Below are 14,244 nucleotides of genomic sequence, written 5' to 3'. Positions count from 1 at the left end.
GCCATCCCGCCCTCGCCTAGATTGACTTCCTCACCCAAACAGGAGACCGCCATGCCGGACGAAAACCAGCTTCTGAAACAGGCGATCTCGCTTGGCGGCGATCCCGACGCGATCCGCGAGTTCTATGAGGACTGGTCGGAGCATTACGACAACGACCTGCTGCTCGCGATCGGCTATGTCGGCCCTGAAATCGCGGCGGAGGCGCTGGTCAAACACGTTTCCGACACGGCGTTGATCCTGGATGCGGGCTGCGGAACCGGTCTGGTCGGGATCGAACTGATCAAGCGCAAATGGGACCTGACCATCGACGGCATCGACCTGACGCCGGCCATGCTGGCGCAATCGCGTTCAAAGGGGCCCTATCGCAAGCTGAACATCGCCGATATGGGCGGACCGCTCTATGACATCGGCGACGACACCTATGACGGCATCGTCAGCGCCGGCGTGTTCACCAACGGTCATGTCGGTCCGGAAGGCCTTGAGGAACTGATCCGGGTCGCCAAGCCGGGCGCTGCCATCGTCATCACGGTGCGAGACAGCGCCTGGGAAGCGGACGGCTTCAAGGACAAGATCGAGCAGCTGGAACAGGACGGTAAAACGAAGACGCTGGAAATCACCCACAGCCCCTATCACACCAAGGAAGACGTTTTCTGCGAACTGGTGGTGCTGCAGGTGATCTGACCAAGGCCAACAGCCTTCAGAGACGGTTGACCGGGGCTGGCCAGAGGCTCGGCTCCCTTGCGCGCCAGTGCGTCTTCGCCGTCACGGCTCGCGCCCCAGAATTCGGTCACCGTCGGGCCGTTCCGGACGCGCCTGTCGCGGAACAGGAAGCCGAAGAGCTCGTGGAACCAGACCCGCCGCCCCATCTGGTAATACCAGCGATGGGCGTGTTTCAGTTTCGGATCGCGCATCGTCAGAAGCCGCAAGAGCGCCTTCGGCCGCGATTGCACGATGAACTCGATTGCCTTCACCCACAGGAACACGCGCCACGGCGGCACATGGCGGGTTGCCAGCACCTGGTGCTTGTAGTCCCATTTGCGTTGATCCAATTGAATGACCCGGCGGTGGCCGATATCTGCAAAGAGCGGTGTCCAGCGATGCGGGGTGACATAGAGCGACTGGATCTGGTCCGGGTCATAGGCGAGCAGCAGCCGCAGGACCCTGAGATAATCCCGGTCCCGCTCCTCTTCGAAACCGACCACCCAGGTCGCCATGGAGAGCATGCCGTGCGCGCGCATCAGCTTGATTGCCTCCCGGTCCGTGCTGGTCGAGCCGCCCTTGCGGATCTTTGACAAGACGGTCTGATCGGTGTGCTCCATGCCCATCAGAAATCGTTCGACCCCGGCTTTCTTGTAGAGATGCAGTTGATCCCGGTCGCGGACAATGTCGTCGGCACGGGTCGAGCCGACCAGGGTGATATCGATGTCTTCGGCAATGAGCGCATCCAGAAAACGCCGCCACATGCGTTTCGAGGAAGTCGGGTTCTCGTCGGCGAAATTGAACACCTCGACGCCATGCGCCCTGTGCAGCCAGGCGATTTCCGCGGCGAAAATCTCCGGATTGCGATGACGCCACTGGGTCCAGAAGCCGCGCTGACCGCAATAGGTGCAGGGATGCGGGCAGCCCCGTGAAAACTGCACCACGACCGCGCGCTTTCCGCCCCAATAGGAATAGCGGGAAAAGTCGATCAGTTCCCAGGCGATGCGATAGTGGTCGAGGTCGCGGATCATCACCTGCGGTGGCGTCGAAACAACCTTGCCGCCATGACGGTAGGCCAGTCCGTTGACCGTGGCCAGCGCCCGGCCCTCGTCCAGGGCCGTGACGAGCTGCCGGCAGGTCTCTTCGCCCTCACCACGCACGATCACGTCGAATTGCGGTTCCTTGGCCAGGATCTCGCGCCAGTGATAGGTTGGGAACACACCGCCATAAATGATCTTGAGACCCGGACAGACCAGCTTTGCCAGCTGCGCGATCTCGGCCACGGTCGGATGGGCGGAGGTCGAACCCGAATGTCCGAGCAGCAGCAGATCGCATCCCGAAGCGGCGATCCGCTCGACCGTCTCCTCGACGCTCATCGGGCCGAATTCCGCGTCGAGCAACTCCACATGGTGGCCGTCGTCAATCAGCGGTCCGGCAATGGATAGCAGCCCGAGCGGCGGCAGGTGATCATCCGGAATGCGGCTGCCAATGGCGGTGTGCGGCGGATTGACGATCAGAATACGCATATTCGAAAACTCTCCTTGGGCCCCATGGGGACTAGGCGCAGGAGAGCGTGCAGAAAGCCGCGAGCGGTTCAGGCGCTTTGGAGGAATTGCCGGCAGTTTTTGTGCAGAGGGCTCAGGCGGAAGCAATCACATGGGCAAAGGAGCCCATGACGGCGCCGTTGCGAAGGCCCATTCCGGCCAACACGGTGCCTTCCGCATCCTCGGCGGCAAAGAGCCGGTCCGAGGCGCCTTCCGAGACAATCGAGGCGTAATGGAACTCGTGGGCCGTGAGGTCTCCCGTCCAGGGCAGGCCACCCAACGGGCGAAGTTTGCGATAGCCGAGATGGCGCTTGCGAGTCTGGAACGAGGTTTCCAGCGGCAGCAGGCCAAGCATCTCGTGTCGGGTGCCCGCCGCATCGACAAGTCCCGTTCCTAGGGTCATGTAGCCGCCGCACTCGCCATAGATCAGCTTGCCCGTGTCCTTTGCCGCCCGCATGCCGGATTTGAACGACGACGCACCGGCCAGCTCGCCTGCATGAAGTTCCGGATAGCCGCCCGGCAGATAGATGGCATCGGCATCAAGCGCGGGCGGCTCATTGGCAAGCGGTGAAAAGAAGGACAGGTCCGCGCCGGCCGCCCGCCAGAAATCCAGCAGATGCGGATAGGAAAAGGCAAAGGCCGTGTCGCGGGCAATTGCGATCCTTTGCCCCAGCGGGGCGGGCAGATGCCGGTCTCCGGAAATGGAGGTCACGAGCCCTCCGGCCACCTGATCCAGCCTTTCCAGATCGACATGGCTGCGGCAGAGTTCAGCCGCATCGTCCAGGAAACGGTCCAGATCCGGATGCTCGCCGGCCTGGACCAGGCCCAGATGGCGTTCGGGCAGGATCAGGGCGTCCGAGCGCGGCAGAGCACCGAGAACCTCGACTTGCAAAGGCGACAGGGCCGTGCGCAACATTGCCTCGTGCCGGGGGCTGCCGACCCGGTTGAGGATGACACCGGCAATGGTGACATCCTGCCGGAAGCTCCGGAAGCCATGGACCAACGCTGCAACGGACTGCGCCTGCTTTGCGCAATCGACCACCAGCACCACCGGCAGGCCGAGCGTGGCGGCAAGATCCGCCGCCGAGCCCCTGCCGCTGGCGGCCCCGTCAAAGAGCCCCATCGCGCCCTCGACCACCAGAAGGTCATGTCTCCTGGCCTGCTCAGCGGCCAGCGTTGCCAGCGTTTCTGACGTCATTGCCCAGGCATCGAGATTGACGCAAGGCGCGCCGCTGGCGGCTTCGTGGAACTTCGGATCGATATAGTCGGGGCCGGACTTGGCGGAGACCACCGACTTGCTGGCTGATTTCAGCGCGCGCAACAGCGCCAGGGTCAGCGTGGTCTTGCCGGCGCCGGAAGACGGCGCGGCGATCAGAAGCCCGCGAGACCTTGAAGCGGGAGGGTCAGCCGGCATCGGCCGAACGGCGGTCTGCACGCAAGCCCAGCGGATCGCTCTCCAGCACCTTGCCGGACAAGGCGCCGAGCCAGTCCAGACCGTTGCGCAGGCGCACCACCTCACCGACGCAGACAATAGCCGGCGGCTCGATTCCGGCGGCTGCGGCGTCGGTGAAACACTTGCCCAGCGTTGTTTCCAGAACCTGTTGCCCGGCCAACGAAGCGTTGCACACGATGCCCACAGGCTCGTCCACAGACCGTCCACCGGCTATGAGTTTGCCGGCGATCGCTTCCAGGTGCTTCATCGCCATATACATGACGATCACCGGCGAGCCCTTGGCAATGCCGTCCCAGTTGACCGCGTCCGGCGTCAGACCGGTCTGGTCATGGCCGGTCAGGAAGGTGACCGCCTGGTTGCAGTCGCGATGGGTCGCCGGAATGCCGGCATAGGCCAGGCCGCCGATGCCAGCGGTGATGCCGGGAATGATCCGGAACGGCACGCCCGCCTCGACCAGGCCGAGCGCTTCTTCGCCGCCACGGCCGAAGACGAACGGATCGCCGCCCTTCAGGCGCAGCACCCGTTTGCCTTCCTTGGCATAGTCGATCAGCTTCAGCGTGATGTCGCGCTGCTTTGGGCTGGGTTTGCCGCCGCGCTTGCCCCCGTAATCGGTGATGGCGCCGGGTTTGACCCAGGCGAGAATACTCTGGTCGACAAGAGCGTCATAGACGACAACATCGGCCTGCCGCAGGCCGTTGAGCGCGTGCAGGGTCAACAGGCCCGGATCGCCCGGCCCGGCACCGGCAAGCCAGACCCATCCCGGCTCGAAGTCAGGCAGCCCGGCCGGCAGTGTGCCCGGCCCTGAAGAGATGTGTTTGTCGTCGTTCATGCTTCCTGTTTACCTGCCCGGGCCAACAGCGCCAAGCGATTCCGCGAACCAAAACAAACGGATTACGACATTTTATCGCGCAGCCGCCACAAGGGAGGCAAAGCCGCCGAAGTTCCGCTATAGAGGACGAATGTCAAAGGGCGAACCAAAGGAATTGCGACGGGGTTGGACGACGGGGGCCTGTGCGACGGCCGCCGCCAAGGCGGCCTATTGCGCGCTCCTGAGCGGGTCCTTTCCCGACCCCGTGGAAATCACGCTGCCACGGGGCGGCACAGTGGATTTCGTCCTGACCCGGCACGACCTGTCCGGCGACACGGCGATTGCAACAATCACCAAGGATGCCGGTGACGATCCCGATGTCACTCATGGCGCTTTGATCACCTCGACCGTACGGTTGCTGCCGGCAGGAACGGGCGTGGTCTTCAAGGCCGGCACCGGTGTCGGCACCGTGACGCGGCCCGGTCTGCCGATCCCGCCCGGGGAACCGGCCATCAATCCGGTGCCGCGGCAGATGATGCAGATGGCCATCGCGGAAATTGCCGAACAGCATGGCGGCTCGGGCGATGTCGAAATCGAAGTTTCGATTGCCGGCGGAGAGACACTTGCCCTCAAGACCATGAACCCGCGCCTTGGCATTGTCGGCGGTCTGTCCGTGCTCGGCACGACCGGCATCGTGCGGCCGTTTTCCTGCGCGGCCTGGATCGCCTCGATCCATCGCGGCATCGACGTCGCCCGTGCCGTTGGCCTCACCCATGTTGTCGGCGCGACCGGATCTGCCTCCGAAGACGCCGTCCGGGCGCGCTACGATCTCGATGAGACCGCCTTTCTCGACATGGGCGATTTTGCCGGCGGGCTCCTGAAATACCTGCGCAGCCATCCGGTCGAGAAGCTGACGCTGTCCGGCGGTTTCGCCAAGTTCACCAAGCTGGCCCAGGGCGCGCTCGACCTGCATTCCGCCCGCAGTTCCGTCGATTTCGGCTTCTTGCAGCAATTGCTGACGGATGCCGGGGCGCCGGAGGATCAGATCCGCGCCGCCGCCACCGCCAACACGGCCAAGGAAGTGCTCGACCGGGCGCTCAGCACCGGGATCGACTTGAGCGGACCGCTGGCGCTGCGCACGAGATCAGCTGTGCGGGAGATCCTCAGAGATGCACCGGTTGCGGTGGAAATCCTGATCACCGACCGGTCCGGCGAGGTTCTGGGAGAATGCGGTTTTGACGAAGCCTGATCATATCCTGCTCCTGGCCGGCACTTTTGAGGCCAGGTTGCTGGCCCGGGCGCTTGCCGAGCAGTTCCCTGCAGCGCGCGTCACCGCCTCCTTCGCCGGCGTTGTCGCCGATCTGCCCGATCTCGGCGTGCCAACGCGTGTCGGCGGCTTCGGCGGGCCCCAAGGCCTCGAGGCCTATCTCAGGGCCGAAGCCGTGACGGTTCTGATCGACGCCACCCATCCCTTTGCCGCACAGATGAGCCGCAATGCGGCCGCCGCAGCGGCAGTTGCCGGTACGGCGCTGCTGCGGCTGGAGCGGCCGGCCTGGCGCCCTGTCGAGGACGACATTTGGCAGACGATGGCCTCGCTGGAAGAGGCCGCAAGCGTGTTGCCGGCCGAGGCGCGGGTGTTTCTGTCGGTCGGACGCAAGGACTTCGGGCTTTTCACCCACCGGAGCGATCTCTTCGGACTGGCGCGCATGATCGAGCCGCCCAGTGCCGAGCTCCCCGATCATTGGCAGCTGGTTCTGGCGCGGCCGGCGCAAACGGCGGATGAGGAGATCGCGCTGCTGGAACGCAATCGGATCACGCATCTGGTCACGAAAAACAGCGGCGGAACCCGCGCCCATGCCAAGATCGAGGCCGCGCGCCGGTTGGCTCTGCCGGTTCTGATGGTCGACCGCCCGGCCTTGCCCGAAGCCGAAACTGCCGACACCGTCGAAGACATTCTGAAGCGGCTCCGGCCTCTCCTGACCGGTTAGGATCAGGATTATTCGGCCGGTCTTCGGTATTTGACCTTGGCCATCTCAAACAGAAAACGCGGAATACCGATCACGTATCGCCGGAACAGGCGGCGGGGCTCCTGAAGCAGGCGGAACAGCCATTCCAGACCCAGTTTCTGCACGGCCCTGGGCGCCCGCACGACGGCGCCGGACAGAAAGTCGAACAGCGCGCCGACACCGATCGCCACCGGCACGTCCAGCCGCAACCGGTTGCTTGTGATGAAAAACTCCTGGCGCGGATTGCCCATCGCGACCAGCAGAAGATCCGGCTTGGCCTCGTTGATGGCAGCGCAGATCTCGTCGGTCTCGTCCGCTCCGAAATAGCCGTCGCGGCAACCGACCACCTCGTGCATCGGGTAGGTCGCTTCGATTTGCGCCCTGGCACCGGTGACCTGCTCTTCCCGGGCGCCCAGCAGGTAGATCCGCAGGGGCAAGCCGATATCTGCCAGAATGTTCGGAATGAGATCCGTGCCGTTCAGGTTTTCCGGGAAGGACTGTCCATGCAGAAACCGGTTGGCGAGACTGATGCCGATGCCGTCATTCAGCAAGGTCATCTTCTGCAGCGTGTCGGCATAGTCCGGATCGTCCAGCGCCGTCAAAATGGTGTGGGCATTGCAGATGGCGATGTCGAGCGGTTTGCGCTGCTGCACGTGGGAGCGAACCAAGGCGACGACATCAGCCAGCTGAAATCTTTGCATGGCAAAGGGTCCGATCGCGATGGGACCGGCCGTTTCCGCTGACGTCTCGAATTCCGTGTCTCTGGCTAGCATTCCCGCTCCGGCAACCCGGTCACAACGATGGGTAGGTGTTTAGGTAAGCACTGACATGCCTATCCTGTAGGGCATGACAAATCTTTAATTTCGTCGATGGATTTGCAGCGAAGGTAAACAATTGATCGACGGGCCGGTCCGCTTGAAGGATCTCCCGGACCGGGATTGTCGCGTCGCAATGCTCCCGTTTGTGGGGTAGAGCCCGTTATGTGCACCTGTCACATCGGCACATTTACAATTCCTTGCCTTTGGCCGAAAGGCTCACGGAAACAAGAATGGTTAGCCTTTGCAGTAACAAAGCCTTCACGCAAAGCAGTTAAGAACCCATTTCCCCACCTGTCCGAGGATGATCAGCGACACTATGCTGTTGTCCGATCGGCGCAAGGCCGACGAACCGGTACCGACAGTCACGCCCAAGGCAATCCAAAACGTTGAGCACCGAATCCAGTCTTCAACAACAGCAAGAAGCGCGCGGCGGAAACCGCCCGCTCATCCTGCATTTGAGTGCCGACTATCCCAATCCTCATAGAGACAGGTCCACAACGGCGGTCGAACGGCTTGTGAAAAAAGCGCCGGACTCGGACCACATCGTGATCTCCCTTTCCAGAAGCGGCAATCCGGTAAAGACCCATTTCATCGATTGCGGGGCGACCGACAATGTCCGCGTGATTGCCTACCGCTATTTCGCCCCTCCGATGGGGTTGTTTCTGGCCAGTTGCATGCGCGTCGTGGCGCGGCGTGTGGCGGCCTTCCTGGAACAGGAACAGCTCCTGCCCGATATCATTCATGCGCATAAATTCGCCTTCGAGGGCATTTCGGCCCTTTGGCTGTGTGATCGCCTTGGGCAGGACGTCAAGCTGATGGTGTCGGTGCGCGGTGAAGCAGACCGGAAGATCCTCCTTTTCAAGCCGACCTACCGGCGCCTGATGCGCCGGATCGCCGCAAGATCCGACCGGATCTACCATGTGTCCGCCTGGTTCCGTGAAACCTTTCACACCTATCTGCCTGAGCAACCGGACAAAGAACGGTTGTTGCCGAACATCGTCGCCAACACGACCACCGAGGTTCGGACGCGTCCGGCAGGAAACCGCTTCACCAGCGTGTTCAACCTGGATATCCGCCGCAGAAAAGGCGCTTCGGCCCTTTTGAAGGGATTTGCGCAGTTCCGGCATTCCCATCCCGATATCGGCCTGGACCTGATTGGGCCCGGCAGCCCTGACTCCGTAGAAGCTATTGACCAGGAAATCACTCGCCTGGGCCTGCAGGACAGCGTGCGCCTTCTCGGCCCCATGGACAGCGACGCGCTGTTCGCGGCTCTGCCCGGTTATCTCGGCATGGCGCTCCTCAGCCACAATGAGACCTTCGGGATGGTGTATCTCGAAGCGCTCTTCGCAGGCATCCCGATTGCCTACGGCAAGGACACCGGCATCGACGGATATCTCGACGACGTTCAGGCCGGGGTCTCGGTGCGGCCCGGCGACATTCGCGGCATCGCCGAGGCCTTTGAGAAATTGCTTGAAAAAAATGCCTATTTCCGCAAGGAAATTGCGTCCAGTTCCAGACTCTTGCACGACCGGTTCAACCCTGAAATGATCGGCGCGGTCTATCGTCAGGATATTGAAGACCTTCTGGCAATCCCTCAGCAGCGGAGCCACGCGACATGACCTTCAGGACCAGACGGTCCCTCTTCTGGCTTGTGTTTTCCGGCCTGGTCCTGATTTGCATTCTTGCCGGCGCCCTGATCATGCAGGTTCGGGCCCAGCGCATCCGTGCGGACATCGTACAGGCCATCAGCAGCGAAGACGTGGTCCTTCCCCATTTCCAGCGCGGCATCAACCTGTCCCGCCTGCAGAACTATGCCTATCGCGACCCTGACCGTCCCGGCAAATATCTTTGGCCGCCTTTTCGAGGCCCCCTGTCAAGCATTTCAGACAGCGAACTTGACCGGTTGAAGGCACTTGGAATGGATTTTTTCAGGCTACCGGTCGACGCCGGTGTTTTTCTGGCTGCAACCGACACGGAACGGCGCATTCTGCTGGACGACCTGAAGACCCTGATACTGCGGCTGATCGAGGCCGGTTTTTCCGTGATGGTTGACAGTCATCCGGCCACTTACAGCTCGGATTGGAAACCCAAGGACATCCTTGCCGACACGCACGGCCCGCGGTTCCAGGCTTATCAGACGTTTCTCGTCGATGTTGCCAAGCGGCTGCGCGATCTGCCCGCCGACAAAGTTGCCCTGGAGCTCATGAACGAGCCCCAGTCTCCCTGCTACCGGGACGACGGCGAAGACTGGTCGGTGACCCAGAAACGGCTTTTCGACAGTGTGCGCAGTGCCGCGCCGGAGCTTGTCATCGTGCTTACACCCGCGTGCTGGCACACCCTGGGAGGGCTCGAAAACATGAGCCTTGAAGGCTACGATGGCCGGACCGTTTTCGATTTTCATTTCTATGACCCCTATTACCTGACCCACCAGTCCATTTCCTGGTCCCAGTTTCCGCTCCGCTACATCGCCGGCCTGACCTATCCGTGGACAAACGGCAGCATCGAATCCGCCGAGAAGCTCACGCGGCGATATCAGGAGCTGTTGAAAGAGCAGGGTAAAGAGCTGCCGGACGATGCCTTCGACAAGGCGATGTCGGGCATAAGGGACTATTACAACCGCAAGCGTCCGGACCGGGCCTATGTTGCAGGCCGCTTCGACACTCTGGCACAATGGTCGGAGAAATATGGTATTGCCTCCGAGCGGATCGTTTTGGGCGAATTCAGCGCCATCAGACCCCCGAAGGGTATCCCCGACGACGGCAGCAGACTGGCCTGGATCAACGATGTGCGCACGATCGTGGAGGAGCTGGGGTACGGATGGGCGCTCTGGTCCTACGATACCGAGTTCGGCCTGTTGACGGACAGGGACACGAAAACGATCGATCCGGGCATCGTCGACGCGCTCGGCCTCAATGCCGAAGCCGCGAAGCTGCCGGTCGGGCCATAACGTCCGGGACAACGGAGATCGACTTCCCCGTCACGAGCCGGGCAATGGAGCAATAGGCTCTTATCCTGGAAGCACATGAGCTGCCAGGTTAATCTGGAGAAGGCTTTGACAGTTCATCCTGTTGAACACTCCCGGCCAAAGGCCGGCGGGCACAAGGGGACACTCCGGGACCGGATCTTCAACTTGATTCCGGTGATTTTGCTTGCCTACCCGATACTGATCGCACCTTTCCTGGCCGAGTTTTCCGGCGAGTCGGACGGGCCGGCGAACCTCAGACGATCGCATTCCAACGCCCTGAATCAGCTGTTCTGGATCGGCCTTTTTGGCCTCACGCTGGTGTGCTCCGGAAGGCGTCTCTTGCAGGCCTTCGCGGTCTTGCGCAGTCCGGTGGTCTGGCTGCTCCTTGCCTATCTGACGCTGGCCGTGATGAGCGTCCTGTGGTCCCCGGCTCCCGGCATCGCGTTCCGCCGTGTGGTCCTGCAGATCATCATCGTGCTCAGTCTTGTCCTCGCGGTCTCCTTTACGGACGATGCCCGTGCCCTGCTCGGACGGCTCATGGTCCTGATGAGCGTCGTGGTCCTGATGAACACCGCTGCCGTCGCGGTTCTTCCGCCCACCCCCATCGGGCATGCCGGCATCTATTCGCAAAAGAACACCCTTGGCGCGATCATGGCCCTGGCCTTCCTTTTCAACCTCTACGGTTTGATGACGGCAACCGGCCGCTGGAAACGGTTTGTCATGCTGGTCATTTCTGCGCTGGCGATCGCCTTGCTCTTTTTGAGCCAATCAAAGACGTCGCTTGGACTGGCCTTTGTCGCGCCCATGATCGCCTATCTCCTCGTCGGCATGGCTTTTATCTTCCGCATCAATGCGGCTGTCCTGCTTCTGTTCGGAGCGCTCACAGTCGCGCTCTTGTGGTCGTTCATTTCCACGGTGACCCGGTTTGATTTCGCCGACCTGTCGGTCCTCATATTCAACGACGAAACCTTTACGGGCAGAACCTTCATCTGGGCCTTCGTCCTCGACGTGATCTCCAGAGCGCCGATCCTGGGCCAGGGCTATGCCTCCTTCTGGGCGACGGGGACGGACTCAATCGCCTTCCGGGAAGCTCCCGGATTTATCGAGGCACTGACACAGGCGCATAATGGGTACCTTGACGTGCTGGTGGAACTCGGCCTGGTCGGCCTGGTCTTTCTGGTGTTCCTGATCCTCGCCTCCCTGTTTTCCGCAGCACGAGTCGTAAGGCTGGATCGCCGGATGGCCTTCCTGTGTTATGCGCTGTTGATTTTTGTGATCTGCCACAACTTGCTGGAAAGCAGCTGGTTCCGGGCCTATTCGCTCAACTGGATCATCTTCATGATTGCAGCGCTCCTGCCGCACGCAATGACGCGCACCTGGAGGCACGCCGGCTCGGCTTAGCAGTGCTTGCCAGGATCGACCGCATCGCACTGTCGCCTCAAATTAGCAGTTCACTAACCATAAGTGCTTACAAGCAGTATGAGATGTGCCCGTAAGGTCCTTAGGTGAAATTTGGTGACACCCCCGTATATCGCAGATCCGGATAACGCTGACACGCGCTCGCAGGAGCGCGACAACCTTGCGCTTGACGTGCTGTCGATCCTTCAAATTGTCCGCCGGCGGATTCCGCTGATTCTGGCGTTGGCGTTTGTTTTCGCGGTTCTGACCGCCGGTTATTCGCTGACGCTCACGCCGATCTTCAGCGCCTCGTCCCAGGTCCTGTTCGATCCACTGGTGCGCCAGCCGTTTGACGACCCGAACCGGCCCAACCGCACCGGCCAGAGCTCGGAAGTGATCGACAGTCAGATCTCGGTCATTCATTCGGACACGGTCCTGCGGCCGGTGGCCCGTGACAACAACCTAGTTGACGATCCTTTTTTCGGCGAAGGACGTCCCGGCCTTTTCAGCCAGCTCAAGAGCCTTTTCACCGGCAACACCCAAAAGGATGCCGCAACACTCGAAGCCCAGGAATCGGCAACCGTCGAAGCGCTGGCGGATGCAACGGTGGTGAAACGGGTCGGTCAGACCTATGTCATCAGCATTTCCGCCGAATCGCCGTCGCCGACGCAGGCTGCCGTCCTGGCAAACGCCATTGCCGAAAGCTATCTGTCGGATCAGAAGCGGCAAGCCAGCCGCGTCTCCAACGAGGCGGCCTCCCAGATAGACGACAGGCTGATCGATCTGCGCGAGCGGTTGCGCCAGGCTGAATCGGATATCCAGAAGTTCAAGGCAGACAACAAGCTGCAGAGTTCCAACGAAGGCCTGCTGCTGACGGAACAGGAGTTGTCGGGCGTGAACTCGCGCCTGATCGACGCCAGGTCGGCGCTTGCGCAGGCAACCGCCAAATATGACGAAATCCAGCGCGTCCTGAGCAATGGCGTCGACGCGGAAGCCATCGGCGATGTTGTCAATTCATCGACCATTTCCTCGTTGCGCCAGCAATATGCTCAAGCTGCCAGGAACGAAGCGCAACTGCTGGCCGAACTGCTGCCGTCCCATCCCTCCGCGATCCGCGCCCGCTCGCAATTGGAGAGCCTGCGTGCTCTCATTCGCGACGAGGTCAGGCGGATCGCCGAATCCACCCGCATCGACCTTCAGGTCAGCCAGGAACAGGTCGCCAAACTCGAGCAACAGCTCGATTCGACCAGAGGCCTGTCCAATGTGGACGAAGCAGCTTCGATCAAGCTGCGCGAACTGGAGACGGAGGCCCAGGCGACCCGTCAGCTCTATGAGATAGCCCTGAGCAGAGCCAAGGAGATTTCCCAGCTCGAACAGGTCGTCCTGCCGAACGCCCGGATCATTTCCCCGGCAACACCCCCGGAAAGCCCGATTTATCCGAAAAGAAAAATCATGGTGATTCTCGCCGGCATGCTCGGGCTGGTGATCGGTACGATCCTGGCCGTGAGTGGAGAGGCTCTCCGGATTGCGAAGCGACGCCTTCTCAGCGAGTTTCCCGTTATGGCGGCGCCCTCTGCCGTGCTGGCCGAGCCTGCCAGCTCGCCTGTCCGTCTGGAAGAGAGCGCGACGGGCACTGCAGGACCAGCAAGCAAACTGGCCCAGCTGCGTGTTTCCAGACGCACCCAAAGCCTGAAGAGCCGCGACGCAACGCCGGAACTTCGGGAAGTTGCGAAGTTGCCATGGCTGTCGCAGACCGATCGGGCGGGCAATACAAGGCCGCTATCGTCAGATGCCATCTCGGCGGTCCAGGAGACCATCGAGCGTTTCGCCGCCGGCCGGAAAGGCCCCAACCAGCGTTTCGCGCGTGAGGTCGACCGGATTGTCACGGATATTCTGAAGACCCCGGTGGAAAACTCGGCCCGCATTTCCTTCCTGACCTCGCCGACGCTTGGTCACGGACAGACCGTGACGGCATTCGCACTCGCCCTCAGTGCCGCTCAGCGCGACCTCGATGTCCTTCTGGCCGACGGAGAACCGAAACAACGCATGCTCAGTCACGATCTGAGCGTCGATCCGGACGAGCAAGCCGGGCCGTTGCGCGACCGGGTCACGGACTACGAGGAGCTCGGGATTTCCTTCGTTTCACTGGTCTCGGGCCTGCCGAAATACAAACACCACCGCATGAACATCCGTGAGGCTTTCGAGTTCGCAGACATTGCCCGCGATTACGACCTCGTCATCATTGACGGCGTGGCGTTGCCCCAGCTTGCCGACGATGACCCGCTTGTAGGCCTGTCCACCAATTTCCTCGTGACAGTGGCCGAGCGCGAGGAAGGCCAGATCTCGATGCCGATCCTTGCGCGGGACTTGCTGACAATCGCCGGAAACCGGACAGCCGGCTTGGTCCGTACGATGACCGGCGCGACATCACCAAAAAGGCGCAAATACGCTTGATGCTGTAGAAGAACAACAAGGACTTGTTACGGGTCAGGCGTGCGTGATGCCCGACAACACAATCTTAAAGCCCATGGCTTAGACAAAATTCGCGTTTGC

11 protein-coding genes are annotated in these 14,244 nt (G+C 61.6%); 7 read left to right on the top strand and 4 right to left on the bottom strand.

What is annotated here, in order from left to right:
- Positions 1–51 precede the first annotated feature (51 nt).
- Entirely contained in the window at positions 52–681 is a 630-nt protein-coding gene (locus M0H32_RS25690; RefSeq protein ID WP_248159260.1) for a class I SAM-dependent DNA methyltransferase, read from the top strand.
- On the opposite strand, the gene bchE is transcribed toward M0H32_RS25690, so the two are convergent.
- The 3 genes from bchE to cobA form a co-directional block, all read right to left on the bottom strand.
- The gene (gene bchE / locus M0H32_RS25685; protein ID WP_248159259.1) at positions 630–2,225 is read right to left on the bottom strand and encodes a magnesium-protoporphyrin IX monomethyl ester anaerobic oxidative cyclase; all 1,596 of its coding nucleotides are present in this window, start codon (positions 2,223–2,225) and stop codon (positions 630–632) included. The genes M0H32_RS25690 and bchE overlap by 52 nt on opposite strands.
- 112 nt (positions 2,226–2,337) lie before the next feature.
- Positions 2,338–3,657, bottom strand: a complete 1,320-nt coding sequence (locus M0H32_RS25680; RefSeq protein WP_248159258.1) for a cobyrinic acid a,c-diamide synthase CobB — start codon at positions 3,655–3,657, stop codon at positions 2,338–2,340.
- Positions 3,647–4,525, bottom strand: a complete 879-nt coding sequence (cobA, locus tag M0H32_RS25675; RefSeq protein WP_248159256.1) for a uroporphyrinogen-III C-methyltransferase — start codon at positions 4,523–4,525, stop codon at positions 3,647–3,649. Before cobA ends, M0H32_RS25680 begins: the two co-directional genes overlap by 11 nt.
- 130 nt (positions 4,526–4,655) lie before the next feature.
- On the opposite strand from cobA, the gene M0H32_RS25670 reads away from it, so the two are divergent.
- Together M0H32_RS25670 and M0H32_RS25665 are read left to right on the top strand one after the other, a co-directional pair.
- The gene (locus M0H32_RS25670) at positions 4,656–5,753 is read left to right on the top strand and encodes a cobalt-precorrin-5B (C(1))-methyltransferase (RefSeq protein ID WP_248159255.1); all 1,098 of its coding nucleotides are present in this window, start codon (positions 4,656–4,658) and stop codon (positions 5,751–5,753) included.
- The gene (locus tag M0H32_RS25665; RefSeq protein ID WP_248159253.1) at positions 5,740–6,492 is read left to right on the top strand and encodes a cobalt-precorrin-6A reductase; all 753 of its coding nucleotides are present in this window, start codon (positions 5,740–5,742) and stop codon (positions 6,490–6,492) included. The genes M0H32_RS25670 and M0H32_RS25665 overlap by 14 nt, the downstream gene beginning before the upstream one ends.
- A gap of 8 nt (positions 6,493–6,500) precedes the next feature.
- On the opposite strand, the gene M0H32_RS25660 is transcribed toward M0H32_RS25665, so the two are convergent.
- Positions 6,501–7,283, bottom strand: a complete 783-nt coding sequence (locus M0H32_RS25660; protein WP_248159250.1) for a WecB/TagA/CpsF family glycosyltransferase — start codon at positions 7,281–7,283, stop codon at positions 6,501–6,503.
- A gap of 431 nt (positions 7,284–7,714) precedes the next feature.
- On the opposite strand from M0H32_RS25660, the gene M0H32_RS25655 reads away from it, so the two are divergent.
- The 4 genes from M0H32_RS25655 (at position 7,715) to M0H32_RS25640 (ending at position 14,145) form a co-directional block, all read left to right on the top strand.
- On the top strand, positions 7,715–8,947 hold the full coding sequence (locus M0H32_RS25655) for a glycosyltransferase (protein ID WP_345779371.1): 1,233 nt from the start codon (positions 7,715–7,717) through the stop codon (positions 8,945–8,947).
- Positions 8,944–10,275, top strand: a complete 1,332-nt coding sequence (locus M0H32_RS25650; RefSeq protein ID WP_248159244.1) for a glycoside hydrolase family 5 protein — start codon at positions 8,944–8,946, stop codon at positions 10,273–10,275. Before M0H32_RS25655 ends, M0H32_RS25650 begins: the two co-directional genes overlap by 4 nt.
- Positions 10,276–10,380: 105 nt before the next feature.
- Complete coding sequence (locus M0H32_RS25645) at positions 10,381–11,694, top strand: O-antigen ligase family protein (RefSeq protein ID WP_248159242.1); 1,314 nt, start codon at positions 10,381–10,383, stop codon at positions 11,692–11,694.
- A 114-nt stretch (positions 11,695–11,808) separates the two neighbouring features.
- Positions 11,809–14,145, top strand: coding sequence for a GumC family protein (locus M0H32_RS25640; protein ID WP_248159238.1), 2,337 nt, complete (start codon positions 11,809–11,811; stop codon positions 14,143–14,145).
- Positions 14,146–14,244: the final 99 nt, after the last annotated feature.

Source organism: Roseibium sediminicola, assembly GCF_023156505.1.
Classification (GTDB): Bacteria; Pseudomonadota; Alphaproteobacteria; order Rhizobiales; family Stappiaceae; genus Roseibium; species Roseibium sediminicola.
This window is presented reverse-complemented; position numbering and strand designations above follow the sequence as displayed.